This is a genomic window from Streptomyces sp. NPDC057743 (assembly GCF_042798755.1).
GTDB lineage: Bacteria > Actinomycetota > Actinomycetes > Streptomycetales > Streptomycetaceae > Streptomyces.
In genome coordinates this window covers 131,095-156,070 of record NZ_JBHVJX010000022.1, presented here as the reverse complement: position 1 = coordinate 156,070, position 24,976 = coordinate 131,095, and the positions used below count along the sequence as shown (strand labels likewise).

The window sequence follows — 24,976 nt, the reverse complement described above, 5'->3', positions numbered from 1 at the left end:
AGGTGTTCGGACGTAAAGCGAAGCAGTCCGAACACCCACCCCGGAGGCCCCGCACCCGGCACCCACCACCAACGAGCGGCCCCACCCCACACACCACCCCCTACCGCGGCGTCACCCGCCGCAGACCGGCGCGCCGAACCACCCCCGGCCCCACCTCGGCCACCCGCGCGACCAGCGCCTCCGCATCCCAGGAGGGCGGCCAGCCCTCCCACAGCCGGAGCCGGCCGGCCACCACCACGGCGCGGATCTGGTCCCGGTTGGCGAGCCGGACGAGTTCCCAGCGCAGGTCGTAGGAGGGCGTGAGTTCGGGGACGGCGAGGTCCACCAGGAGGTAGTCGGCGGCCTTGCCGACGGCTATCTGGCCGGTGACGCGGCCCAGGCCGAGGGCGTCGGCGCCGCCCTCGGTGGCGTGCGTCAGCCACAGGTGCCCGGCGCCGCACACCGAGTCGCCCGCGGCCAGCCCGTAGGCCAGCCGCTGGGCCGTCTCCGCGGCGTCCACCAGCCGGAAGCCGTCGCCGCGGGTGCCGTCCGTGCCGGTGCCGAAGCGGACGCCGAGCGCGGCCAGCATGGTGGCGTGCGCGACCGCGTTGCCCTTCCAGGCGCTGGCCACCGGGTTGTAGCTGATCGCCGCGCCGGTGTCGGCCAGTTGCCGCATCTCGGTGGGGGTCAGGAGGGTGGCGTGCGCGCCCAGGGTGTGCGGGCCGAGGGCGCCGAGGTGGTGCAGGTAGTCCACCGGGCGGCGCCCGACGCTCTTCAACGAGCGCTCCACGGAGGCCAGATGCTCGTTGACGTGGATCTGGAAGACCGCCCCGGCCTCGGCGCAGAGCTCCGCGGTCCGCTTCAGGACCGGGCCGGTGGCGTCCTCGGGGACGGCGATGGCCAGGGAGGGGTGGACCAGCGGGTGGCCGCCCCAGCGCCCCAAGTGGGCCGGCCCGCCCGTCCCGTTGGAGACGATCTTGCCCAGGACGCAGCGGATGCCGGCCTCCTCGGTGCCCTTGGCCACCGCCGCGACGTCGACCGGCGCCCGGGTGCCGGCGTCGGCGACGGTGGTGAAGCCGCCGCGCAGCGCCTCCAGGGCGGCCAACTTCGCGGACAGATAGGCGCTTTCGTCGTCCAGCGCGTGCTCCAGCGGCTCCCAGATCGTCTTGAAGATCTCCGACGGCTGCCCGAACGACTGGGCCTTGCCGAAGCTCTGGGTGAGGTGGTGGTGCGCGTCGACGAAGCCCGGCATCAGCAACTGGCCGTCGAGCCGGACCGGCGCCGGTCCTTCGCGGTGCGCGGCGAGCAGGCGGGCGGCCGGGCCGACCGCGCGGAAGGTGCCGCCCTCGACGAGGACGGCGTGGTCGCGCACCGGTCCGTCCGGCAGCAGCACCACCTCCGGGACGAGGAGCTGACGGTCCCCGGCGAACTGGTCGGGGCGGGGCGCCCGTTGGCCCCCGGGGTGCGCGCGCCCGGCGGGCTCCTGGGCCTGCGCGGTGCCGGCGCCCGCCCCGCCGAGCAGCCCGCCCGCGCCGGTCAGGCCGGCGACCCCGGCGAGGAAGCCGCGCCGCCCGAAGCCGGCGCGCGGCCCACCCTCCTCCCGCTCCGACTCCTGCGCCGCTCCCTGGTCCCACTGCTCGTTCGCCAACCCGCTCGCCTGCCTCCGCCGTCGCATACGTGGGCGCGACCGGGCCCGGGAACCGGGTCGGCCGCGCCGGGTGGCCCGACCCTAGGACCCGCCGCAAAGCGGAACAAGACTTTCGACATACGGGATAGAGGGGGGTTGGGGGGTGGGTGGCGGAACTCCGTGGGGCTCGTCCGGCGCCCCAGTTCAGGGCCGTTCCCGAGGGGGTGCGCGGTGGCGTAACCCCGCCGAAACGCGGTGTCCGGGACGGTCGTTGGGTCGGGGTGACCGCGCCCCGCGGCCCGCCGAAACGGCTCCACATATCTCACGAGCTCTGCACATCACAGGCCCTCCCCGGTAACTCAACCCGAAAGAGTGTGAGTTCGGCGCGAGTCTGACCGGATGCGCCTACGGAGCCGCCCCCCTGGGTAGGGCAGCCGCCGACAGAGGGCGTGCCGCGGCACGCCCTCCTTCCGTACATGTCGTCCGTACGGAGGGAGATCGGATCGGGAGAGGCCACCAACGGTGACGCAGTCACAGCCCACGTCGCAGCCCTTCGCCTTGCCGCACTTCTACATGCCGCATCCGGCCCGGCTCAACCCGCACCTGGAGGCCGCGCGGGCGCACTCCAAGGCGTGGGCGCGGGAGATGAACATGCTGGAAGGTTCCGGCATTTGGGACGAGCGCGACCTCGATTCCCACGACTACGCGCTGCTGTGTGCCTACACCCACCCGGAGTGCTCGGAGGAGGCGCTCAACCTCGTCACCGACTGGTACGTCTGGGTCTTCTTCTTCGACGACCACTTCCTGGAGACGTTCAAGCGCACCCTGGACCGGGAGGGCGGGAAGGCGTACCTGGACCGGCTGCCGGCGTTCATGCCGATGGGCCTCGACGCGCCGACGGCTCCGGCCGCGTCCATGCCGGAGCCGACCAACCCGGTCGAGGCGGGGCTGGCGGACCTGTGGCGGCGCACCGTGCCGTCGATGTCGCCGGCGTGGCGCCGCCGGTTCGCCGAGAGCACCGAGAACCTGCTCAACGAGTCTCTCTGGGAACTCTCCAACATCAACATCAACCGGATCGCCAACCCCGTCGAGTACATCGAGATGCGCCGGAAGGTGGGCGGCGCCCCCTGGTCGGCGGGGCTGGTGGAGTACGCGACCGGCGCCGAGATCCCGGCCGCGGTCGCCGACACCCGCCCGCTGAGGGTCCTGAAGGACACCTTCTCCGACGCCGTCCACCTGCGCAACGACCTCTTCTCGTACCAGCGCGAGATCGAGGACGAGGGCGAACTCAGCAACGGCGTCCTGGTGTTGGAGACCTTCCTGGACTGCACCACCCAGGAGGCCGCGGACGCGGTCAACGAGCTGATCACCTCCCGCCTCCAGCAGTTCGAGGACACCGTCCTCACCGAGCTGCCGCCGCTCTTCGTCGACCGCGGCCTGACCCCGGCCGACGCCGCCGCCGTGCTCGCGTACGCCAAGGGCCTCCAGGACTGGCAATCGGGCGGCCACGAATGGCACATGCGCTCCAGCCGCTATATGAACGGCGGTGGCGCGGGCGCCCCCGGCAGCGCCGCGGCCCCCTGGTCGCCGCTGGTCTTCGGCGGCCTGGGCACCGAGGGGCTCGGCGCGCTCGCCGCCGGCGCCCTGGGCCCGGGCGCCTCCGGCGCCGATCTGCGCACCGCCCTGGCCGCGGCCGGCACCCAGCGGCTGCGCCGGCGCACCCACGCCCCCCACCAGAAGGTCGGCCCCTCCCAACTCCCCGACTTCGTCATGCCGTTCACCACCACCCTCAGCCCCCACCTGGGCGCCGCCCGGCGCAACGTCGTCACCTGGGCGCACGCGAGGGGGATGCTCCGACCGCAGCCGGGCGTGCCGCTCTCCGACATCTGGGACGAGGACGCGCTGGTCCGCTTCGACTTCGCGCTGTGCGCCGCCGGCCTGCACCCCGACGCCACCCTGGACCAACTCGACCTCGGCACCCAGTGGTTGACCTGGGGCACCTACGCGGACGACTACTACCCCGCGGTCTTCGGCCGCCCCCGCGACGTCGCCGGCGCGCACGCCGCCACCAAGCGCCTCTCCGCCCTGATGCCCGTCGACGCGTCCGAACGGGCCCCCGAGCCGGCCAACGCCCTCGAACGCGCCCTGGCCGACCTGTGGTTGCGCACCGCCGCCCCGCTGGCCCCGGACGCCCGCCGCACCTTCAAGGAAACCGTCGACACGATGACCGCGAGCTGGCTCTGGGAGCTGGACAACCAGGTCCAGCACCGCATCCCGGACCCGGTCGACTACATCGAGATGCGCCGCGCGACCTTCGGCTCCGACCTCACCATGAGCCTGAGCCGCCTCGGCCACGGCCGCCAGGTCCCGCCGGAGGTCTACCGCAGCGGCCCGATGCGCTCCCTGGAGAACGCCGCCGCCGACTACGCCTGCCTGCTCAACGACGTCTTCTCGTACCAGAAGGAGATCGAGTACGAGGGCGAGGTGCACAACGGCGTCCTGGTCGTGCAGAACTTCTTCGACTGCGACTACCCGACCGCGCTGGCCATCGTCCACGACCTGATGACCTCCCGCATGCGCGAGTTCCAACACGTCGCCGCCCGCCAACTCCCGATCCTCTACGACGACTTCAAGCTCTCCGCCGAGGCCCGCGCCACCCTCGACGGCTACGTCCGCGAACTGGAGAACTGGCTCGCCGGCATCCTCACCTGGCACCGGGAGTGCCGCCGCTACCGCTCCGAGTACCTCCGCCACCGGCCCGGCGCCCCCGGCTGGCTCCCGGGCCCGACGGGGCTGGGGACGTCGGGGGCGCGGGTGGCGTCGGGGGTGCTCGGGTAGCGGCCGAACGCCCCTCGCCGGGGGCTGCCGGCAACCCTCGGCAGCCCCCCGCCCACCCACGGTGACCTGCCCGTTTTGCCTGAATTTTCACATATACCCCTTGTTGGGGTCGGGGGGTCGTCGTAATCTCGGCAGTGTCGCGGCCTAAGCGTTCCGCCGGACGAAGCCCCCAGGGAACGCCTCGACGGGCGCGCCGAATCGCCACCAGAGCACGGTCCGGGCAAGCCGCGGCGACGTTCGATCACTGGAGGAGAAGATGACCTTCAAGGCATTCTTCCCCCGCAGCCGCAGGAACGACCGGGGCCGCCACGGTGGCGGTGACTGGGACGACGACTACGGTCGCGGCGGAGACGGAGACGGCGGGTACGGCGGCGGCTACGGCGGCCGTGGTGGCCGAGGCGGATTCTTCGTCATCGTCAGGCTCTGATCTGAATCGTCAGTCCGAGCCGAAACCCTTGTTACGTGTTTTGGGAAAAACCGCTGACCATTGTCACCAGTGAGATGTGATTCGGGCCAACGGGTCTGAGACACACCCCGAGGCGGGCCCGCGCACCCCGCGCGAGCCGGCCTCGTGGGCTGCCGTCAACGGCCCCCGGCGGCTCACCACGTAAGCACCATGCACCTGCGCAGCGCCCGCAGCACCCGCCGCGGCCGCCGGACGAGAACGCCCGACGGCCGGGAGGGAACGACGCTCCCAACGACGCGGCCGGCCACGGCGGTTGGGGCGAAGCCGAAGCAGCCAGAGGCGTCGGAGAAGGCGCAGCAGGTACGGAAGGTCAACGGCCAAGAGCGCACAGCGGCGACCGAGCGCCCCACGCCGGCGGTACCCGCCCAACTCCCCACCGACACCCCCATCCTGACCCGGCACGTCGGCCCCGTGGAGGCGTTCCGCCGCTTCTGGCCGCTGACCCGGGGGGACCGCCGCTGGATGCTGCTCGTCGGCGGGTGCGCCGTCATCGCGGCCCTCGCCGAGACCGTCACCATCCTGCTCTTCGCCCAACTCACCGACACCGCCCTCAAGGAGGGCTCGGTCAGCGCCTTCTGGACCCCCGCCGGCACCTGGCTCACGGTCGCGGTCATCGGCGCGATCGTCGGCTACCTGGGCAACTCCCTGGCCGCCTGGACCGCGGAACGCTTCCTGCTGCGCCTGCGCGCCCGCGTCTTCACCCACCTCCAGACGCTGCCCCCGCACTTCTTCCAACGCAACCGCCGCGGCGACCTGGTGGAGCGGCTCACCGGCGACGTCGACGCCATCGAACGGCTCGTGGTCAGCGGCCTGGTGGGCGCCTGCGCGGCCCTCTTCTCCACCCTCTTCTACGGCGCCGCCGCCCTCCTGCTGCGCTGGGAGCTGGCCCTGGCCACCTTCGTCGCCGCCCCCCTCTTCTACTTCGCCACCCGCCGCTTCACCGGCCGGCTGCGCGAGGTCTCCCGCCGCCAGCGGGCGGCCGACGGCGCCCTCACCTCCGTCGTCGAGGAAACCCTGGTCAACGTCGTCCTCACGCAGGCGTACAACCGGCAGCACGACGAGGAGGAGCGGCTGGGTCGGGAGGCCCGCCGCTGGCTGCGGGCCTCGGTCGCCAGCGCCCGCCTCAACGCCCTCTACGACCAGCTCATCGAGATCCTGGAGACCCTCTGCGTGCTGGCCATCATCGGCCTGGGCGCCTGGGAGATCTCCCAGCGCCGGATGACGCTCGGCCAACTCCTCGCCTTCGCCGCCTTCATCGGCTACCTCTACCCGCCCATCCGCTCCCTGGGCCGGCTCGGCCTGACCGCCACCGCCGCCACCGCCGCCGCCGACCGGCTGCTGGAGATCCTCGACGCCCACCCCGCCGTCACCGACCCGCCCCCGTCCCGCGCCCTTCCCCTCCCCCATCGCGCCCGGGGCGAACTACGCGTCGAGGACGTCACCTTCCGCTACCCCAACTCCCCGCACCACAACGCCCTCAGCTCCCTCACCTTCACCGCACACCCCGGCGCGTTCCTGGTCGTCACCGGCCCCAGCGGCGCCGGCAAGTCCACCCTCGCCGCCCTCCTGCTGCGCTTCTACGACCCGGACGCCGGCACCGTCCGCCTCGACGGCATCCCCCTCGACCGCCTCCCCCTGGCCGACCTCCGCCGCAACATCACCCTGCTCCCGCAGGAGACCCTGGTCCTGCACGACACCATCGAGCACAACATCGCCTCCGGCCGCGAGGCCCCCGCCCCGACCCACGAGGAGGTCGTCCGGGCCGCCCGAGCCGCCGACGCCCACGCCTTCATCACCGCCCTCCCGGACGGCTACGACACGGTCATCGCCCCCGCCACCGCCGCCCTCTCCGGCGGCCAGCTCCAACGCGTCGCCATCGCCCGCGCGATGCTCCGCGACGCCCCCGTCCTCATCCTCGACGAGCCCACCACCGGCCTCGACGCCCTCGCCGCCCAACGCATCCTCGCCCCCCTCCACCGCCTCGCCGCCGGCCGCACCACCCTCGTCATCACCCACGACCTCGACCTGGCCACCACCGCCGACCACATCCTCGTCCTCGACGACGGCCACCTCACCGAGTCCGGCACCCACCCCCAACTCCTCACCCACGCCGGCCTGTACGCAGAACTCTTCGAGGGCCGGGCGTAGCGCGAAGTGACGAGCACCACACCGGCAACGTGCCGAGAAAACGCCGAAGGGCCCCACCGCGAACGGTGGGGCCCTTCGACAACGTGCCCGGTGAAGGCACTGGCGGAGGATACGAGATTCGAACTCGTGAGGGGTTGCCCCCAACACGCTTTCCAAGCGTGCGCCCTAGGCCTCTAGGCGAATCCTCCGCCGCAAACAATACAAGACGTTGGGGAGTGCTCGCGAACATGATCCGGGGGAGGGGGTTCGGGGAGGGGGTCCGGTGCGGGGTGGGTCGTTTGTTGGGTGGGGGATCCGCTAATGTGGGGCGCAGCCCCTCACGTGGCGCTATCTGACTGAACTCCCCCAGGGCCGGAAGGCAGCAAGGGTAGGTCGGCTCTGGCGGGTGCGTGAGGGGCGCTTGCGTTTGCTCAAGGCGTCCGCTTCCTGCTCGTGTGCGGGCGGGGGCTTGGGGAAGCCCGGTTGTCAGTGCGGCCCGATATCGTCGTAAGCGTGTCGTCCCTTGCGCTGTACCGCCGCTATCGCCCCGAGACCTTCGCCGAGGTCATCGGGCAAGAGCACGTGACCGACCCGCTGCAGCAGGCGTTGCGGAACAACCGGGTCAACCATGCGTATCTGTTCAGTGGGCCACGCGGCTGCGGCAAGACGACGAGCGCGCGGATCCTGGCGCGCTGTTTGAACTGTGAGGAAGGTCCCACTCCGACGCCCTGCGGGAGCTGCCGGTCGTGCGAGGACCTGGCGCGCAACGGGCGCGGCTCGATCGATGTGATCGAGATCGACGCCGCCTCGCACGGTGGCGTGGACGACGCCCGCGAGCTGCGGGAGAAGGCGTTCTTCGGCCCGGCCAGCAGCCGCTACAAGATCTACATCATCGACGAGGCGCACATGGTGACCTCGGCGGGCTTCAACGCCCTGCTGAAGGTCGTCGAGGAGCCGCCGGAGCACCTGAAGTTCATCTTCGCGACCACGGAGCCCGAGAAGGTCATCGGGACGATCCGGTCGCGGACCCACCACTATCCGTTCCGGCTGGTGCCGCCGGGCACGCTGCGGGATTACCTCGCCGAGGTGTGCGGGCGGGAGGAGATCCCGGTCGAGGACGGGGTGTTGCCGCTGGTGGTGCGGGCCGGCGCGGGCTCGGTGCGGGACTCGATGTCGGTGATGGACCAGCTGCTGGCCGGGGCCGGCGCGGACGGTGTGACGTATGCCATGGCGACGTCGCTGCTGGGGTACACCGACGGGTCGTTGCTGGATTCCGTCGTGGAGGCGTTCGCTGCTGGGGACGGGGCGGCGGCCTTCGAGGTCGTCGACCGCGTCATCGAGGGCGGGAACGACCCCCGTCGGTTCGTCTCCGACCTGCTGGAGCGGCTGCGGGACCTGGTGATCTTGGCGGCGGTGCCGGACGCGGCGGAGAAGGGGCTGATCGACGCCCCGGCCGATGTGGTGGAGCGGATGGCGGCGCAGGCGTCGGTGTTCGGGGCGGCGGAGCTGAGCCGGGCCGCGGACCTGGTCAACGCCGGTCTGACGGAGATGCGCGGGGCGACCTCCCCGCGGCTCCAACTGGAGCTGATCTGCGCCCGGGTGCTGCTGCCGGCGGCGTACGACGACGAGCGGTCGGTGCAGGCGCGGCTGGACCGCCTGGAGCGCGGTGTGGGCGCCGGGGCGGTGGCGCTGGGCGGCGGGCTGCCCGCGGGTGGCGGCGGTCCCGGTGGGGCCGTGCTGGAGTCCGGCGGGCCCGCGGTCGGGTACGCGCCGGGGCCCCAGGCGCATCCGCCGATGCCGGCCGGGCCGTCCGGACCTGCGGCGGCGCGCGCCGCGGTGCGAGGGGCGACGGGCGGCCAGGGCGCGGACGCGGGGGCCGGTGCTCCGGCCGCGGCGGGTGCGCCTGCTGGCCCCATGGGGCCCGGGAGTCCGGCCGGTTCGGCGAGTCCCGCGAGTGCGGGGAGTCCCGCCGCCTCCGGTGCGGCGCCAGTCGATCAGTCGGCCGGTCAGCCGGTCGGGCAGGGCGAGGGCGGTCCGCAAGCGGCGGCGCCGGCCGCTCCCCAGGGTGGCGCGGCGCGGCCCGGGGCCTGGCCCAGTGGCACCCGGGGCGCGACGGGCGCGGGGCAGGCGACCGGTGCGCGGCAGCCCGGGAGTTGGCCGTCGGCCGCGGCGCCGGGGCAGGGCGGGCAGCCCGCCGCCGGTGCCTCCGCGGCGCCCAGCGCGCCCGCTGCGCCCACGCCGCCTCCCGCGCCCGCGGCGCCCGCGCCCGGTCCCGCCGGCGGAGCTCCCGCGGGGGCGCCGTCCGCCGCGGCGGCGCAGGGGGCCGCGCAGGCGCGGCAGCTCTGGCCGCAGATCCTGGAGGCGGTCAAGGGCCGCCGCCGCTTCACCTGGATCCTGCTGAGCCAGAACGCCCAGGTCTCCGGCTTCGACGGCACGACGTTGCAGGTCGGCTTCCCCAACGCCGGCGCCCGGGACAGCTTCGCCAACGGCGGCAGCGAGGACGTCCTCAAGGAGGTGCTCGCCGACACCTTCCAGCTGCGGTGGCGGGTCGAGGCGATCGTCGACCCCTCCGGCGGGGCCAACCCGCCGTCCGGCGGCGCCCGCGGCGGCGGTGGCGGCTTCGGCGGCGGGGCGTCCGGCGGCTACGGCGGTGCGCCCCAGCAGCCGGCGCCGGCCCCGGCCCGGCCGAGCGCCCCGCCGGCCCCCGAGCAGGGGCCCGGTGGCGGCGGCAGCCAGGGCGCCCGGATGGCGCGCGAGGCGGTGGCCCCGTCGCCGTCCACGGGCGGTGGCCAGGGCAGCCCCGCGCCACAGCCCTCGTACACCCCGCCGGAGCCCCCGGCGTCGATCGAGTACGACATGCCGGCGGAGGACGACGCGGATCTCGTCGACTCGGCGCTCAGCGGCCATGAGTTGATCGTGCGGGAGCTCGGGGCGACGGTCCTGGAGGAGTTCGACAACGAGTGATCCGCGGGCGACGGTGAGCGACGTCGAGCGGTGTTCGGCGGCGCCGGGTGCGTGGCTGCGGCCCGGCGATCGCACCGCCGTCGCCGCCGTCCCGGGGGCGTACGGGGCACATCAGTGCTCCTCCCTGCGGCGTAGGGCGCCGGGCGCGCGGAACACGTAGGCTCGGGCTACCGCACAATCGTTGTCGTACGGCAGGAGTCATGTCGTGATCCCCGGTGGTCAGCCCAATATGCAGCAGCTGCTCCAGCAGGCCCAGAAGATGCAAGAGGATCTCGCGGCCGCCCAGCAGGAGCTGGCGGAGACGCCCGTGGAGGGTTCCGCGGGGGGTGGCCTGGTCAAGGCGACGGTGACCGGCTCCGGTGAGCTCAAGGGGCTGGTGATCGACCCCAAGGCGGTCGACACCGACTCCGCGGAGGACACCGCCGAGACCCTCGCCGACCTCGTGCTCGCCGCGGTCCGCGACGCCAACGCCACCGCGCAGAAGATCCAGCAGCAGAAGCTGGGCCCGCTCGCCCAGGCGCTGGGCGGCGGCGGTGGCATCCCCGGTCTCCCGTTCTGAGGGACCCGAGGGGCCTCCCCTTCTGGGGAGTAGCCAACTAGCGTACGCAGCACGGCAGAAGAGAGAGAAGGCGTTCCGTGTATGAGGGCGTGGTCCAGGACCTGATCGACGAGTTGGGCAGGCTGCCCGGCGTCGGTCCCAAGAGCGCGCAGCGGATCGCCTTTCACATCCTTCAGGCCGAGCCGACCGATGTCCGCCGGCTCGCCAACGCGCTGATGGAGGTCAAGGCCAAGGTCCGGTTCTGCACCGTGTGCGGCAATGTCGCGCAGGAGGAGCAGTGCCGGGTCTGCCTGGACCCGCGGCGCGATCCGGCGGTCATCTGCGTCGTGGAGGAGCCCAAGGACGTCGTGGCGATCGAGCGGACGAGGGAGTTCCGCGGCCGCTACCACGTCCTCGGTGGGGCGATCAGTCCGATCGAGGGCGTCGGCCCCGACGACCTGCGGATACGGGAACTCCTGGCCCGGCTCGCGGACGGCACCGTCACCGAGCTGATCCTGGCCACCGACCCGAATCTGGAGGGCGAGGCCACGGCCACGTATCTGGCCCGCATGGTCAAGCCGATGGGCCTCAAGGTGACGCGACTGGCCAGTGGGCTGCCGGTCGGAGGCGATCTGGAGTATGCCGACGAGGTCACGCTCGGGCGGGCCTTCGAAGGGAGGAGACTTCTCGATGTCTGACGCCACGCTGCACAACACGACACAGAACCCGGACGACTTCGCCGTTTCGATCTCCGACTCGATCGAGAGCTTCATCGTCGCGGTGACCGAGGTCGCCAAGGGCGACGAGCCGGACAGCGCGGTGCCCTTCCTGCTGCTGGAGGTCTCCCAACTGCTGCTCGCGGGCGGCCGGCTCGGCGCCCACGAGGACATCGTTCCCGACGAGCGTTACGAGCCGGACACCGGCCCGGAGGCGGACGTGGACGAGCTGCGCGAGCGGTTCGCGCAGCTGCTCGACCCGGTGGACGTCTACTCCGAGGTCTTCGACCCGTACGTGCCGCGCAGCGAGCCGGTGGCCTGCCGGATCTCCGACGACCTCGCCGACATCATCACCGACCTGCGGCACGGGCTGGCGCACTACCGGGCGGGCCGGGTCTCCGAGGCCCTGTGGTGGTGGCAGTTCTCCTACCTCTCCAACTGGGGGCCGACCGCCTCCGCCGCCCTCCGTGCGCTGCAGTCGCTGGTCGCCCACGTCCGCCTCGACCAGCCGCTGGACGCGCTGGACGGCCTGGACACCGACACCGGCGCCGCCGGCGACGAGGAGCGGCTGGCCGAGGAGGCCGGCAAGGTCATGGCCGCGGAGATCGCCGGTCCGCTGGGGCTGCGGAGGGCGTGACCCCCGGCCGGGGGCCGTCCGGGATGTGAACTGGGTTACGTTTCCGTGTGCCGGTGGGCGGAACGGGAAGGTGCTCGCCGAGCCGGTGCGATGGAGCACCGCGCTGGACCGGAGAGGGACACGGTGTTCACGGACCGCGTTCGGCGCGCTCATCGGCCGTCGCCACGGCGTCGGCGCGAGGGGCGAGTTGATCACCACGCGGGTTTGGTGTCTCACGATGCGGTAGTAGCGGGGCGGTTTCCGCCCGCTCGTTAGACTGAGCCGACCGCAGTACCCCCATATCAGGGGGTCCGGGAGGGTTCCCCTCCCGCTCAAGACAGTTGCGAGGAGCGCACGTGGGCCTTGTCGTGCAGAAGTACGGCGGCTCATCCGTTGCGGATGCCGAGGGCATCAAGCGCGTTGCCAAGCGAATCGTTGAGGCCAAGAAGAACGGCAACCAGGTTGTCGTGGTGGTCTCGGCGATGGGCGACACGACGGACGAGCTGATCGATCTCGCTCAGGAAGTGTCCCCGATCCCGTCGGGGCGCGAGTTCGACATGCTGCTGACCGCCGGAGAGCGGATCTCCATGGCCCTGCTGGCGATGGCGATCAAAAACCTCGGCCACGAGGCGCAGTCCTTCACCGGCAGCCAGGCCGGCGTGATCACCGACTCCGTGCACAACAAGGCACGGATCATCGACGTCACGCCGGGCCGCATCCAGGCGTCCATCGACGAGGGCAACATCGCCATCGTCGCCGGCTTCCAGGGCGTGTCCCAGGACAAGAAGGACATCACGACGCTGGGACGCGGCGGTTCGGACACCACCGCGGTGGCGCTGGCCGCCGCGCTGAACGCCGACGTCTGCGAGATCTACACCGACGTCGACGGCGTCTTCACCGCCGACCCCCGGGTCGTGAAGAAGGCCCGGAAGATCGACTGGATCTCCTTCGAGGACATGCTGGAGCTGGCCAGCTCCGGCTCCAAGGTGCTGCTGCACCGCTGCGTCGAGTACGCACGCCGTTACAACATCCCGATCCACGTCCGCTCGTCCTTCTCGGGGCTGCAGGGCACGTGGGTCAGCAACGAACCGCAAGGGGACCAGCCGATGGAGCAGGCAATCATCTCGGGCGTCGCGCATGACACCTCCGAGGCGAAGGTCACGGTCGTCGGGGTTCCGGACAAGCCGGGCGAGGCCGCGCGGATCTTCCGTGCCATCGCCGACTCCGAGGTCAACATCGACATGGTTGTCCAGAACGTGTCGGCGGCCTCCACCGGCCTGACGGACATCTCCTTCACGCTGCCGAAGGCCGAGGGCCGCAAGGCCGTCGCGGCGCTGGAGAAGACCCGCGCCGCGGTCGGCTTCGACTCGCTCCGCTACGACGACCAGATCGCCAAGATCTCGCTGGTCGGCGCGGGCATGAAGACCAACCCCGGCGTCACCGCCGCGTTCTTCGAGGCGCTGTCCAACGCGGGCGTCAACATCGAGCTCATCTCGACCTCCGAGATCCGCATCTCGGTCGTCACCCGGGCCGATGACGTCAACGAGGCCGTCCAGGCCGTGCACAGCGCCTTCGGGCTCGACAGCGAGAGCGACGAGGCGATCGTCTACGGCGGCTCCGGGCGATGATTCCGGCCGAGGCGGGCCGTCCGTCCCTCGCCGACACGGCGGGGACGGGGGCCCGCCCGGCCGCCAAGCCGCATCTCGCGATCGTCGGCGCCACCGGTGCCGTCGGCCGGGTCCTGCTCGGGATCCTCTCCGAACGGGCCGACATCTGGGGCGAGATCCGGCTGGTCGACTCCTCCCGTTCGGTCGGTCACGGGCTGACCGTGCGGGGCGAGGAGACCGCGGTCGTCGCGTTGAGCGAGGCCGCCTTCGACGGCATCGACGTCGCGATGTTCGACGTGCCGGACGAGATCGCCGCGCAGTGGGCGCCGGTCGCGGTGTCCAAGGGCGCGGTGGTGGTGGACAATTCGGGCGCGTTCCGGGGGGATCCGGACGTGCCTCTGGTGGTGCCCGAGGTCAACGGGTGCGCGGCGCGGATCCGGCCGCGCGGGATCATCGCCAATCCGCACTGCACCACGCTGTCGATGATCGTCGCGCTCGGTGCGCTGCACGCCGAGTACGGGCTGAGCGAGCTGGTCGTCTCCTCGTACCAGGCGGCGTCCAGCGCCGGGCGGGCCGGTACCGAGACGCTGCGGGCGCAGCTCGCGATGGTGTCCGGCGAGGAACTGGGCGCCGCGCCGGGCGATGTGCGGCGCGCGGTCGGTGACGCCCTCGGGCCGTTCCCGGCGCCGCTCGCCCTCAACGTCGTGCCGTGGGCCGGCTTTTTGCAGGAGGACGGCTGGTCCTCCGAGGAGCTGACGATCCGCGAGGAGTCCCGGAAGGTGCTCGGGCTGCCGGAGTTGCCGGTCACCGCGACCTGCGTGCGCGTCCCGGTGGTCACCGGGCACTCGATGGCGGTGCACGCACGCTTCGAGAAGGAGGTCACGGTCGCCGGGGCGCACGAGATCCTGGCGGTCGCCCCCGGGGTCGTGCTCTGCGACGACCCGGCCGAGGGTGAGTACCCGACCCCGTCGGACGTGGCGGGGACGGACCCCACCTGGGTGGGGCGGGTGCGGCGGTCGCTGGACGATCCGCGGGCGCTGGAGCTGTTCGTGTGCGGGGACAACCTGCGCAAGGGGGCGGCGCTGAACGCGGCGCAGATCGGGGAGTTGGTAGTGGGGGATACCGGGGCTTAAGGGGCGTAGGGGGCGCCGGGTGGGGGTGGCGTTGGTCACGGTGGGTGCTTCGTGGGCGCCGAAGTGCGGGCCGCGGTCGGCGATTTGCTGTTTGCGTTTTGCGATGCGTGGACCGTGATGGGTGGTTTGCGCGTGCGGTTTGAGGTTTGTGGGCTTTGTTGCGGAAGTCGGGGTTTGGGTGGCAGCGATAAGGGGCGTATGGGGGCGGCGCGGGCCAGTTTCCGTTGCGGGGGCGGCAGTTGGTGGGAGTGGCTGCGGCGGGGTGGGGGCCTGCGACATAATTTGTGGGTCGTGTGAAGATTTGGTGTATGGAGTGCTGATGCGGACCGCTTGATCTGGGCTGATGTTCTGTTCGATCATTCGCATCCCGTGACGCTGCAACCGGTGACCCGGTGGGTGGCGTCTCTCCGGATCGCCCCCTTGGGTGGCCCGTGGTGTGCGCGGGCCGCTTCCGGGGCCCTGGGGTGGCGGGACGACCGCGACAGGGCGGTCGTATCAGGGCAATTGGGGCGTTTGGGAAGAGTTGGTGCGCATGAGGGCATTTGACGCGTCGCCACAAGCGGGGCCTTGCGCGTACAACCCTTTTGGGGGGAAGCGTGTCCAACAAGCGTGGCAGAGGTACTCGGATTCACCATCGCCCCGGTGGCAGGGGCAGGCGCGGCAGTGCGCCCCCAGCGCCCGCGGGTGCCCGGGGGTATGCCGGTGATCGCCCCCTGGTCCGCCGCGCGCCCCGCGCAGCTGTCGACACAGCGTGGGGACACTGACGACGCGATGGCAGCCGGCACCACAGTCGACCACCTCACCGAGACCTACCGCGCGCACTACCGCTCCCTTCTCGGCCTGGCCGCCCTGCTGCTCGACGACACCGCCTCCTGCGAGGACGTCGTGCAGGAGGCGTTCATCCGCGTGCACTCCGCCCGCAACCGGGTGCGCGACCCCGAGAAGACGCTGGCGTACCTGCGACAGACGGTCGTCAACCTCTCGCGCTCCGCGCTGCGCCGCCGGATCCTCGGGCTGAAGCTGCTCTCCAAGCCGATGCCCGACATGGCGAGCGCCGAGGAGGGCGCGTACGACCTGCTGGAGCGGGACCAATTGATCAAGGCGATGCGCGGCCTGCAGCGCCGCCAGCGCGAGGTGCTGGTGCTCCGCTACTTCGCGGACATGACGGAGGCCCAGGTCGCCGAGACGCTCGGGATATCGCTCGGCTCGGTGAAGGCGTACGGCTCGCGGGGTATCGCGGCGCTCCGCGTCGCCATGGAGGCTCCGGCGTGAGTGCGGCAGGTCCCAACAGCGGGAACGGCAGGCGTGACTGGGGGGACGAGACCGGTCGGGGGGCCGGTGGCACGGCGTGCGACGGTGGCCGGGGCGCGGGTGGCCGTAGTGGCGTGAGCGACTGCGGTGACGCGGGTGATCACGGTGACGTCGGCGAGCGCGAGGCGAGCGGCCGGGGCGCGGACGAGCGGGACGCGTCCGGGGATGCCGGCTTCGGCGGCGAGGACGAGCTGAGGCGGCTGCTGCGGTCCAGCGTCGCCGACCTGGAGCCCACGCCGGACGCGTTGGACCAGCTGCGGCGGGCGGTGCCGGCCCGGCGCCAGCGACGGCGGCACGCCGTGGTCGGCGCGGCCGCGGCGCTGCTGCTCGGCGGCACGGCGGTGCCGGCGATGGTGCACGTCGCCAGCTTCAGCGACGACCCCGGCGACCGCCCGGCCAACGCCGCCAGCAGCCGGGACGTCACCCACGACACCAGCGGCGCGCGCGGCGACGGCCCCGCACGGACCAGCACCCGGCCGATCGGCGGGAACGACGCGACGCCGGGCCCGGAACGACCATCCGGCAAGGCGGACAAGGGCGCCGAGAAGCCCGGCACGGGCCCCGGCGCCGGCGACGCCACGCCCTCGCCCGACGCGACCATGGACGTCACCTCGCCGGTCTGCGGGCGCGAACAGCTCGGCAAGGGGACCGGGACGGTCGGCGCTGCCGACTCGGCGGGCCGGGTCTACGGCGCGTTCCGGCTGGTGAACACCTCCGACGCCGCCTGCACCGTGCAGGGCGGCGGGACCGTGGACCTCACCCCGCAGGGCTCCACCAAGCCGGACAAGGTCCATGTCGTCGACCACACGTCGGGCGACGAGGCCACCGGCCTGCCGGACCCGGCGACCACCCCCGACCAACTGGTGCTCAAGCCGGGGCAGGCGTACGAGGTCAAGTTCGCCTGGATCCCGGCGGCTGGCGGCGGCAAGACCGGGTGCACCAGCCCGGGCCCGTCGCCGTCCCCCGATCCGTCCAAGGCACCGGGGGCCTCGCCGGCCGCCGTGGCGACGGCGGGCGACGGTGGCACCGAGGGCCAGGCCGGCGGCGGCGAGGGGACCCCGAACGGCGGGGCGGCGGCCTCCGGGGTGCTCCTCACCCACACCCCGGAGGCGGGCGAACCCGTGGCGGCCGACGCCAAGATCGCGGATGCGTGCGCCGGCACGGTGTACCGGACGGCACCGCTGGCGGCGCCGTAGCCGTAGGGGCTGCGGTGACGCCCTAGGCACGGTGCTGGCACGGCCGGTTGTGGCTGCTGTGTCTGTTGCCGCCGGGGTGGCCGCGGGTGGTGTGGCCGGAGTGCGTACCGCTCGCCGTCCGGACCGCCGCTGCCGGTACCCGTCGTCGTGGCGAGCGGCCAGGTCCCGGGGGCCGAGCGGCGGCGGGGAGGGGGCGGTGCGGCCGTGCCGGGCGGGCCCCGTACCGTTGATGGGGTGTACCGGTTCCTGCTGACCCCGCGGTGGTGGGGAATCAACGTCTTCGCCGTACTGGCGATCCCCTTCTGCATCTTCATGGGCAGCTGGCAGCTGAGCCGCTTCGACGACCGGGTCGCCTCGCACCAGCAGCAGGAGAACCGGTCCGCCGACGCCAAGGCCGCGGCGCCCCGCCCCCTACAGAGCCTGCTGCCGGTCGACCAGGTCACCTCCGGCCGCCAGGCGAGCGCCCGCGGTCGCTACGACGCCGAGCACCAACTCCTCGTGCCGGACCGCACCTTGCAGGGCAACCACGGCGACCAGCAGGGCTTCTACGTCCTGACCCTGCTGCGTACGGACGGCGGCAAGGCGCTGCCGGTCGTGCGCGGCTGGCTCCCCGGCGACGCCAACTCCACGGCCGATACGGCGAAGGTGCCCGCGCCGCCCAAGGGCGAGGTCACCGTGGTCGGCGCGCTCCAGGCGTCCGAGAACCAGGGCACCGCCGGCGTCCAGTCGGGCGGGGGCCTGCCGAAGGGGCAGCTCGGCATGATCAGCGCGGCGTCGCTGGTCAACATCGTGCCGTACGGCGTCTACGACGCCTGGATCACGCTCACCGATCCGCCCGCCCCGCTGCGCTCCGTCCCGCCGGCCGCGGCGGAGGGCAGCGGCCTGGACATGAAGGCGTTCCAGAACCTCGGCTACACCGGCGAGTGGTTCGTCTTCGCGGGCTTCGTGCTCTTCATGTGGTTCCGCCTGGTCCGCCGCGAGGCCGAGGCCGCCCGGGACGCGGCACTGGGCATCGCCCCGGAGGAGCCGAGCGGCCCGGATGGCCAGCGTGGCCCGCGCGGCGGGGAGCCGGCCGAGGGGGCGGAGAGCCCCGAGGAGACGCGGGAGCCTCAAGGGGCTTAGCGGGCGGGGCGTGGGGTGTGGGGGTGGGGGCGGAGCGGCCGCCGCTCTGGGGGCTTCCCCCTCCCCCCGTCCCACCCACCCCCCACCCCCACCCCGCAACGCCGTCAGTCGGCCCGTTCCCCCGTCTTCAGGTAGCGGCGGGCGAAGTCCAGTTCCAGGCTGACCTGCTTGATGCGCTCCTCCACCACCAGGGAGCCGTGGCCGGCGTCGTAGCGGTAGACCTCGTGCGGGTGGCCGCGCTCCTCCAGGCGCTGGACGTAGTTCTCCACCTGCCGGATCGGGCAGCGGGGGTCGTTGACGCCGGCGGAGATGTAGACGGGGGCGCGCACCGCGTCGACGTACGTCAGCGGGGAGGACGCCTCGAAGCGCTCGGGGACCTCCTCCGGGGTCCCGCCCAGGAGGGTGCGGTCCATGGCCTTGAGGGCTTCCATCTCGTCGTGGTACGCGGTGACGTAGTCGGCCACCGGGACGGCGGCCAGCCCCAGCGCCCAGGCGTCCGGCTGGGTCCCGATGCCCAGCAGCGTCAGATAGCCGCCCCAGGAGCCGCCGGCGAGCACCAGCCGCTCGGGGTCCGCGAGGCCGGAGGAGACCGCCCACTCGCGCACCGCGGCGATGTCCTCCAACTCGATCAGCCCGACGCGGTGCTTGAGCGCGTCGGTCCAGGCCCGGCCGTAGCCGGTCGAGCCGCGGTAGTTGACGCGGACGACCGCGAAGCCGTGGTCCACCCAGGCCGCCGGGGACGACGCGAAGGCGTCACTGTCGTGCCAGGTCGGTCCGCCGTGGATGTCGAAGACGGTGGGGAACGGGCCCGCGCCGGGCGGCTGTTGGACCAGGGCGTGGATGCGGCCGCCGGGGCCGTCCACCCAGGCGTCGGTCACGGGGACCGAGCCGGGGGCCTTCATGCCGGGCGGGTCCAGGACCACCGTGCCGTTCGTCGACCGCACCTCCGGGGGCTGGGCCGCGGACGACCACAGGAACTCCACCGTCCCGTCGGGGCGGGCGGTGGCGCCGGAGACCGTGCCGGCGGGGGTGTCGACGCGGCTCAGGGGAGTGCCCGGGGCGGCGGCCAGGGCGTAGCGCCACAGTTCGCTGCGGGCCTGGTACTCGTGCTCCACCAGGAGGGCCGAGCCGTCCGGGTACCAGTCCGCTCCCACGTCGCCGGGCAGGTCGATCTCCAGCGGGGTCTCCACGCCTGTCAGCGGATCCCAGAGCATCGGCTCCCAGCGGCCCCGCCGCTGGTGCCCCACCAGCAGTCGGCTGTCGCCGTCCACGGGGGCGAACCCCATGACCGACAGGCCCAGTTCCTCGGTGCCGCCGTGGGTGTCGTCGAGCTCGGCGACCGTCGAGCCGTCCGGCCGGACGACGCGGATGGCGGAGTGCATCGCGTCGCCGTGCTCGGTGTGCTCGATGGCGATCAGCGAGCCGTCGTGGGAGAGGTCCCCGACGCCCGCCGACTCGCGGTGGCGGTAGATCTCCACGGGCTGCTCCCCGGGCCGCACGACGTGGATCGTCGAGCCGTCCTCGTCCGTGGAGCGGCCGATGACCGCGGTGCCGTCGCGGTGCAGCGCCAGGCCGCCCGGGTAGGAGGCGGCGAGCCCGGGGGCGGCGGGCTCGTCCGGGCCGCCGGTGAAGGGCTGCCGCATCCAGACGCCGAACTCGTCGCCGTCGGTGTCGGAGAACCACCAGATCCAGGCGCCGTCCGGCGAGAGGGTGCCGTCCGTCGTGCCGTGCGGGCGGTCGGTGGCCTGCCGCTGGGTGCCGGTGGCGCGGTCCCAGGCGTAGAGCTCGAAGGTGCCGGTGGCGTTCGAGACGAACAGGGAGCGGTCCGGGGCGTACTCCGCCCACTCGGGCAGCCCGATCCGCGGGGCGCGGAAGCGCTTCTCCCAGTCCGGCATGCCGGACTTCTCCTCACCCGTGCCCGCGCGCGGGCCGGCGGCCGTCGTCGCGTCGGTGGATTCCTGGTTTCCCTTTGTGTCGGCGGAAGAGGAAGCGGAAGGGGTGGGGGCGGGGGGCGGATCGGCGGGGGTGTGGCCCGGGCCTGTGGTCTCGTCAGTCATGGGGCCATTCTGCGCCCGGCCGCGGAAATCTCGTTGGCGAGGCCGGCGGCCTGTGGATAACTTCGGCCCATGGCAGATCAGATGGGGCCCGAAGGCTGGCGCGAGGCGAATCGCGCGCGGTGGGACGAGCGCGTTCCGCTCCACACCGCCAGCGCTTACTACGACCAGGACGCATTCCGGCGGACCCGGGACGTGATCCGGGACTTCGAGACCGAGGAGGTCGGGGATGTCACGGGCCGCAGCCTGCTCCACCTCCAATGCCACTTCGGCCAGGACACCCTGTCGTGGGCGCACCGCGGCGCGGCCCGCGTCGTCGGCCTGGACTTCTCCGAGCCGGCCGTCGAGGCGGCCCGCGAGCTGGCCGTCGAACTCGGCTACGGTCCGGACCGGGCGGCGTTCGTCACCGCCGACGTCTACGACGCCGCCGAGGCGGTGCCGGACCCCGCCTACGACATCGTCTACACCGGAATAGGGGCGGTGAACTGGCTGCCGGATCTGGTCGGTTGGGCCGAGACCGCCGCGTCCCTCGTCGCCCCCGGCGGTTTCCTCTATCTCGCCGAATTCCATCCGCTGGGCGACGTGTTGGACGAGGAGACCGGCTCGCGGGTGGCGCACGACTATTTCCGCCGCGAGGCGTGGGACGAGGAAACCCCCGGCAGTTACACGGATTTCGGGGCGCAGACGGTCCATAACAGGGGCGTCGAATGGCAGCACTCCCTGGGGGACGTCGTCAGCGCGGTGGCCAGGGCCGGGCTGCGCCTCGATTTCCTGCACGAGCACGACATGACGCTGTTCCCGCGTTTCGGGGTGCTGCGGCGGGGCGAGGACGGCTACTACCGCTTTCCGCAGGACCGGCCCCGTATTCCGCTGATGTATTCGCTGAGGGCGACCAAACCGGCCTGAGGGACGGGGTGATGGGCCGGTCCGCCAGGGCTGGCGGAATCGTTGCGCTCCGGCCCGGCTAGTGTGGCGGACGACCGGTCGGTTTCGGCCAGCGGTGCCTCGCCGCGCCAGCCGTGCCGGCCGCGCCCGTCGTGCCGACGAGGCCGACTGAGCCGGCCCCGGCAGGCCACGTCGACCGCGGCACGCGTCCCAACGGGCCGGTCGCGATGGCCGGGTTCGGCCGCCCCGGCTCGGGGTGGGCCTCGGGAGGGCGGCGGGTGCCGCTTGGGATGGAGCGACAGTGCAACGGGGGATGACCGTGCAACGACGCAGGCGGACGGCTGGTGCCGTGGGCGCGGGCGTGTTGATGCTGCTGGCCGTGGGGTGCGGCGGGCCGTCCAAAGACACGGCGAAGCCGGGGGCGTCGCCCGCGGCGGTGCCCGCCAAGCCGCTGCCGATGGAGTCCGCGACCCGCGCCGCCACCTGGACCGGCAGCGACCACAAGGCGCACCCGCTGAAGCTGAAGCCCACCCGCCTGGCCCTCGGCCACCCACCGGACTTCGCGCACATCCGGCTCGACGACAACCTCCGGGGGACCGTCCCGTACTACCTGACCGTCTCGTACACCAACACCGGCAAGGACACGGTGAGCGGGCTGGACCCGGAGCGGAACTTCTCCCTCAACGGGGTGGACGGGCAGGCCGGTCAGCAGCTCTCGCTGTTCCGCAGCAACCCGTTGGCCACCGACAACGGGCTGCCGCCGGAGTGCCGGGAGGCCGGCAAGACCGAGTTGGCGGCCGGTGAGACCTCGGTGTTCTGCCAGATCTTCATGCTCCCCGAGGGACAGAAGCCGGGGAACGTCTCCTACAAGGACGACGGCGGCGACACCCTGCTGTGGCAGATCGGCGGCGCCCAGAAGGGCGCGACCGGCGTGCTGCCGGCTCATCAGCCCGCCGACGCGGTCACCACGGACAGCGAGCGCCGCACGGCGACGGTGCTGGCCACCCCGAAGAGCGTCCGCGCCGGCTCGCTCGTCGATCTGAGCCGCTTCGACCTGAGCGCGGACCAGAAGAAGCAGGTCCCGTATTACGTGACGGTCACCTACCGGAACACCGGGAAGTTCGACCTGCTGCCGAACCTGAACGACAGCCTGCTGCTGAAGGGCGTCAGCGGTACGCAGGCGCGGAAGATGCTGCTGTTGGACATCGGCGGCCCCGGGGTGGCGCAGTGCCCCGAGGCGGTGCCGCACAAGATGGTCAAGCCGGGCGCCACGGTGACCGAGTGCACCATCCACATGCTGCCCAAGGGGGACCCGCCGGCCTCGCTGACGTTCCTGGGGAGCGGGGACGGCGCGCCGTCGGTGACCTGGCGGGCGCCGGCCGACGACGGGAAGTAGGGGCGACGACCGGAGGCACGGGGGCGGGCCTCCGGCGACCGGCGGCTACGGGGCGGCCGTGGCGCCGCGCCGTTCCAGCAGCGGCGCGAAGTCCGGATCGCGGCCGACCACCGCACGGAACGCCGCCATCGGGTCGACGCTGTTGCCCCGGCTGAGCAGTTCCCGGCGGAAGACCTCGCCGCTCTCGCGGATCGTTTGGCCGTTCTCGCGGAACCAGCGCACGGTGTCCGCGTCCAGCACTTCCGCCCAGCGGTAGCCGTAGTAGCCGGCCGCGTAGCCGCCGCCGAAGACATGGGCGAAGTAGCCGGTCCGGTAGCGCGGGGGGATCGCCGGGTGCGCCAGGCCGTACCGCTCCAGCGCGGCCGCCTCGAACGCCTCCGCGCCGTCCGCGCCGGGCAGTTGGTCGGCGGGCACGGTGTGCCAGGCCCAGTCCAGGACGGCGGCAGCCAGGTGCTCGACGCTGTCGAAGCCCTCGCCGAATCGTTCCGCCTCGCGGAGCCTGGCCGGCAGTTCGGGCGGCATCGGCTCCCCGGTGCGATGGTGCCGGGCATAACGGGCCAGCACCTCCGGCCACTCTGCCCACATCTCGTTCACCTGTGAGGGGAACTCGACGAAGTCGCGCGGTACTTCGGTGCCGGCGAGCAGCGGATAGCGGACGTCGGAGAAGAGGCCGTGCAGCGCGTGCCCGAACTCGTGGAAGAGCGTGGTGACCTCGCTCCAGTTCAGGAGCACCGGCTCGCCCGGCGCCGGTTTGGCGATGTTCAGGTTGTTGACCACCACGGGACGCTGCCCCAACAGGTGGGACTGGAGGACCAGTTCGTTCATCCAGGCGCCGCCACGCTTGGACTCCCGGGCGTGGAAGTCGCCGATGTAGAGGCCGAGGGGGCCGCCGTCGGCGTCGTGCACCTCGAAGACCCGGGCGTCCGGGTGGTAGGCGGTCAGATCGGGGCGCTCGGTGAAGGTGATCCCGTACACCAGGGTGGCGGCGTGGAAGACGCCGTCCCTCAGGACGGCCTCCAGCTCCAAATAGGGGCGCAGGGCCGCCGCGTCGAGGTCGTAGCGCTGCCGGCGGACCCGCTCGGCGTAGAACGGCCAGTCGGCGGGCCGGACTTCGCCGCCGGCGGCCTCGGCCAGGGCCGCGGCCTCCCGCTCGGCGTTGGCCAGCGCGGGCCCGATCAGCCGGTCGAACATCTCCTCCACCGCGTCGGTCGTCCCGGCGGTCTGGTCGGCGACCTGCCAGGACGCGTGGGTGGGGTGGCCGAGCAGTGCCGCCCGCTCGGCCCGCAGCCGGGCCACGGTGACCGCGACGGCCCCGTTGGCGCCGCGGCCCCGCCCCGTGGACGCGGCCAACAGGCGCTCCCGCAAGGCGGGGTCCTCCAGGGCGGCGAGCTGCGGCTGACTGGTGAAGTTCAACAGGCTGAGCACATAGCCGCCGTCGCGGCCCAGGGCCCGGGCGTTCTCGGCGGCGGCGGCGATCTCGTCGTCGGGCAGCCCGGCCAACTCCTCGGCGCGGTCCACCACCAGGGCCGCGGCCGCGGTGTCGGCCCGCAGGTTCTGTCGGAACTCGGTGCACCGGCGGGCGAGCTCCGCGTTCAGCTCCCGCAGCCGCCGCCGCTGCGCGGGGCCGAGCCGCGCCCCGGCCCGCACCCGCGCGGCGTACAGGCGCTCCAGCAGCCGCAGTTGCTCCCCGTCCAGCCCGAGAGTGGCCCGCGCCTCGTGGAGGGCCTCCAGGCGGGCGAAGAGGGCCGGATCGAGCAGCAGGGCGTCCTCGTGGGCCGCCAGCCGCGGCACGATCTCGGCCTCCAACTCCTGGGTGGCCGCGTCGGTATCGGCGTTCGCCTTGTTGAAGAACACCGCGGACACCCGGCGCAGCACCGCACCGCTGCGCTCCAGCGCCTCCACGGTGTTCTCGAACGTTGGCGGCCCGGGAGCGGCCCCGATGGCGGCCACCTCGGCCAACTGCTCGGCGATGCCCCGCTCGAAGGCGGGCCGGAAGTGCTCGTGGTGGATACGGGCGAAGGGCGGTAGCCCGTAGGGAAGTTCACTCGTGGAGAAGAAGGGATTCGGGGGCGCGGGGTCCGGGTGCCGCCCCGCCGCGTCCGAAGCCGTCGCGGACCCCGCATCCGCCCCCGGCTCCGGAGCCGTCGCTGCACTCGGACTCGTCTCGGAACTCTTCGCAGAAGTCACGGATACCGACCCTACGCGCGAACGCCGCCGGCGGTCCGGCGCTTGCCCGGGCCGCCCGCCCCTGGGGCGCGGGCACCCGCGCAGCAGCAACAGTGCACGAAAAGACCCGATCGCTGGCGACGGGGGATGCACCAGCGATCGGGCTGTGATCAAGCGTAGCAAGGCTGTCGGCCCAAGGGGAGTCAACTGGCCGATTGCACGGCAGAGTTGTGAC

General features: G+C 72.8%; 17 protein-coding genes, 1 tRNA gene and 1 other RNA gene. 15 read left to right on the top strand and 4 right to left on the bottom strand.

The annotated features are described in order from the left end of the window. Window positions 1-100 precede the first annotated feature (100 nt). Window positions 101-1,375 carry an amidohydrolase family protein gene (locus tag ACFVFQ_RS25160; RefSeq protein ID WP_383419840.1) on the bottom strand — a complete coding sequence of 425 codons (1,275 nt, stop codon included), beginning with the start codon at window positions 1,373-1,375 and terminating at the stop codon, window positions 101-103. A gap of 804 nt (window positions 1,376-2,179) precedes the next feature. On the opposite strand from ACFVFQ_RS25160, the gene ACFVFQ_RS25155 reads away from it, so the two are divergent. From ACFVFQ_RS25155 to ACFVFQ_RS25145, 3 genes are all read left to right on the top strand, one after another. After that, window positions 2,180-4,444 carry a germacradienol/geosmin synthase gene (locus tag ACFVFQ_RS25155; protein ID WP_383419837.1) on the top strand — a complete coding sequence of 755 codons (2,265 nt, stop codon included), beginning with the start codon at window positions 2,180-2,182 and terminating at the stop codon, window positions 4,442-4,444. A 256-nt stretch (window positions 4,445-4,700) separates the two neighbouring features. Then, on the top strand, window positions 4,701-4,871 hold the full coding sequence (locus ACFVFQ_RS25150) for a hypothetical protein (RefSeq protein WP_383419825.1): 171 nt from the start codon (window positions 4,701-4,703) through the stop codon (window positions 4,869-4,871). 501 nt (window positions 4,872-5,372) lie between these two features. Continuing rightward, window positions 5,373-7,058, top strand: a complete 1,686-nt coding sequence (locus tag ACFVFQ_RS25145) for an ABC transporter ATP-binding protein (RefSeq protein WP_383419835.1) — start codon at window positions 5,373-5,375, stop codon at window positions 7,056-7,058. Window positions 7,059-7,158: 100 nt separating this feature from the next. Here ACFVFQ_RS25145 and ACFVFQ_RS25140 read toward each other — a convergent pair. Continuing rightward, window positions 7,159-7,246 (bottom strand) — tRNA-Ser (locus ACFVFQ_RS25140). Window positions 7,247-7,366: 120 nt separating this feature from the next. On the opposite strand from ACFVFQ_RS25140, the gene ffs reads away from it, so the two are divergent. The 10 genes from ffs (at window position 7,367) to ACFVFQ_RS25090 (ending at window position 18,240) form a co-directional block, all read left to right on the top strand. Continuing rightward, window positions 7,367-7,465, top strand: an RNA gene (gene ffs, locus ACFVFQ_RS25135) — signal recognition particle sRNA small type. A gap of 85 nt (window positions 7,466-7,550) precedes the next feature. After that, complete coding sequence (locus ACFVFQ_RS25130; RefSeq protein WP_383419823.1) at window positions 7,551-10,001, top strand: DNA polymerase III subunit gamma and tau; 2,451 nt, start codon at window positions 7,551-7,553, stop codon at window positions 9,999-10,001. Window positions 10,002-10,206: 205 nt separating this feature from the next. After that, on the top strand, window positions 10,207-10,560 hold the full coding sequence (locus ACFVFQ_RS25125; protein WP_383419821.1) for a YbaB/EbfC family nucleoid-associated protein: 354 nt from the start codon (window positions 10,207-10,209) through the stop codon (window positions 10,558-10,560). A gap of 77 nt (window positions 10,561-10,637) precedes the next feature. Beyond that, window positions 10,638-11,237 carry a recombination mediator RecR gene (gene recR, locus ACFVFQ_RS25120; RefSeq protein ID WP_274914398.1) on the top strand — a complete coding sequence of 200 codons (600 nt, stop codon included), beginning with the start codon at window positions 10,638-10,640 and terminating at the stop codon, window positions 11,235-11,237. Then, the gene (locus ACFVFQ_RS25115; protein WP_383419818.1) at window positions 11,230-11,892 is read left to right on the top strand and encodes a DUF5063 domain-containing protein; all 663 of its coding nucleotides are present in this window, start codon (window positions 11,230-11,232) and stop codon (window positions 11,890-11,892) included. Before recR ends, ACFVFQ_RS25115 begins: the two co-directional genes overlap by 8 nt. Before the next feature lie 335 nt (window positions 11,893-12,227). After that, window positions 12,228-13,499 carry an aspartate kinase gene (locus tag ACFVFQ_RS25110; protein ID WP_383419816.1) on the top strand — a complete coding sequence of 424 codons (1,272 nt, stop codon included), beginning with the start codon at window positions 12,228-12,230 and terminating at the stop codon, window positions 13,497-13,499. Then, entirely contained in the window at window positions 13,496-14,611 is a 1,116-nt protein-coding gene (locus tag ACFVFQ_RS25105) for an aspartate-semialdehyde dehydrogenase (RefSeq protein WP_383419811.1), read from the top strand. Before ACFVFQ_RS25110 ends, ACFVFQ_RS25105 begins: the two co-directional genes overlap by 4 nt. A 696-nt stretch (window positions 14,612-15,307) precedes the next feature. Then, complete coding sequence (locus ACFVFQ_RS25100; protein WP_274914394.1) at window positions 15,308-15,883, top strand: SigE family RNA polymerase sigma factor; 576 nt, start codon at window positions 15,308-15,310, stop codon at window positions 15,881-15,883. A gap of 113 nt (window positions 15,884-15,996) precedes the next feature. Continuing rightward, the gene (locus ACFVFQ_RS25095; protein ID WP_383419808.1) at window positions 15,997-17,118 is read left to right on the top strand and encodes a hypothetical protein; all 1,122 of its coding nucleotides are present in this window, start codon (window positions 15,997-15,999) and stop codon (window positions 17,116-17,118) included. Between the two features lie 234 nt (window positions 17,119-17,352). Then, window positions 17,353-18,240 carry an SURF1 family protein gene (locus ACFVFQ_RS25090; protein ID WP_383419806.1) on the top strand — a complete coding sequence of 296 codons (888 nt, stop codon included), beginning with the start codon at window positions 17,353-17,355 and terminating at the stop codon, window positions 18,238-18,240. A 104-nt stretch (window positions 18,241-18,344) separates the two neighbouring features. On the opposite strand, the gene ACFVFQ_RS25085 is transcribed toward ACFVFQ_RS25090, so the two are convergent. Then, a complete protein-coding gene (locus tag ACFVFQ_RS25085) occupies window positions 18,345-20,297 on the bottom strand; it encodes a S9 family peptidase (RefSeq protein WP_383419804.1) in 1,953 nt (650 codons plus the stop codon). Between the two features lie 69 nt (window positions 20,298-20,366). Between ACFVFQ_RS25085 and ACFVFQ_RS25080 the strand changes: the two genes are divergently transcribed. Both ACFVFQ_RS25080 and ACFVFQ_RS25075 read left to right on the top strand, forming a co-directional pair. After that, window positions 20,367-21,200, top strand: coding sequence for a class I SAM-dependent methyltransferase (locus ACFVFQ_RS25080; RefSeq protein ID WP_383419800.1), 834 nt, complete (start codon window positions 20,367-20,369; stop codon window positions 21,198-21,200). Between the two features lie 292 nt (window positions 21,201-21,492). Beyond that, entirely contained in the window at window positions 21,493-22,575 is a 1,083-nt protein-coding gene (locus ACFVFQ_RS25075; RefSeq protein WP_383419798.1) for a hypothetical protein, read from the top strand. Window positions 22,576-22,620: 45 nt separating this feature from the next. Here the strand turns inward: ACFVFQ_RS25075 and ACFVFQ_RS25070 are convergent, their stop codons facing one another. After that, window positions 22,621-24,762 carry a M3 family metallopeptidase gene (locus ACFVFQ_RS25070; protein WP_383419796.1) on the bottom strand — a complete coding sequence of 714 codons (2,142 nt, stop codon included), beginning with the start codon at window positions 24,760-24,762 and terminating at the stop codon, window positions 22,621-22,623. Between the last annotated feature and the right edge of the window lie 214 nt (window positions 24,763-24,976).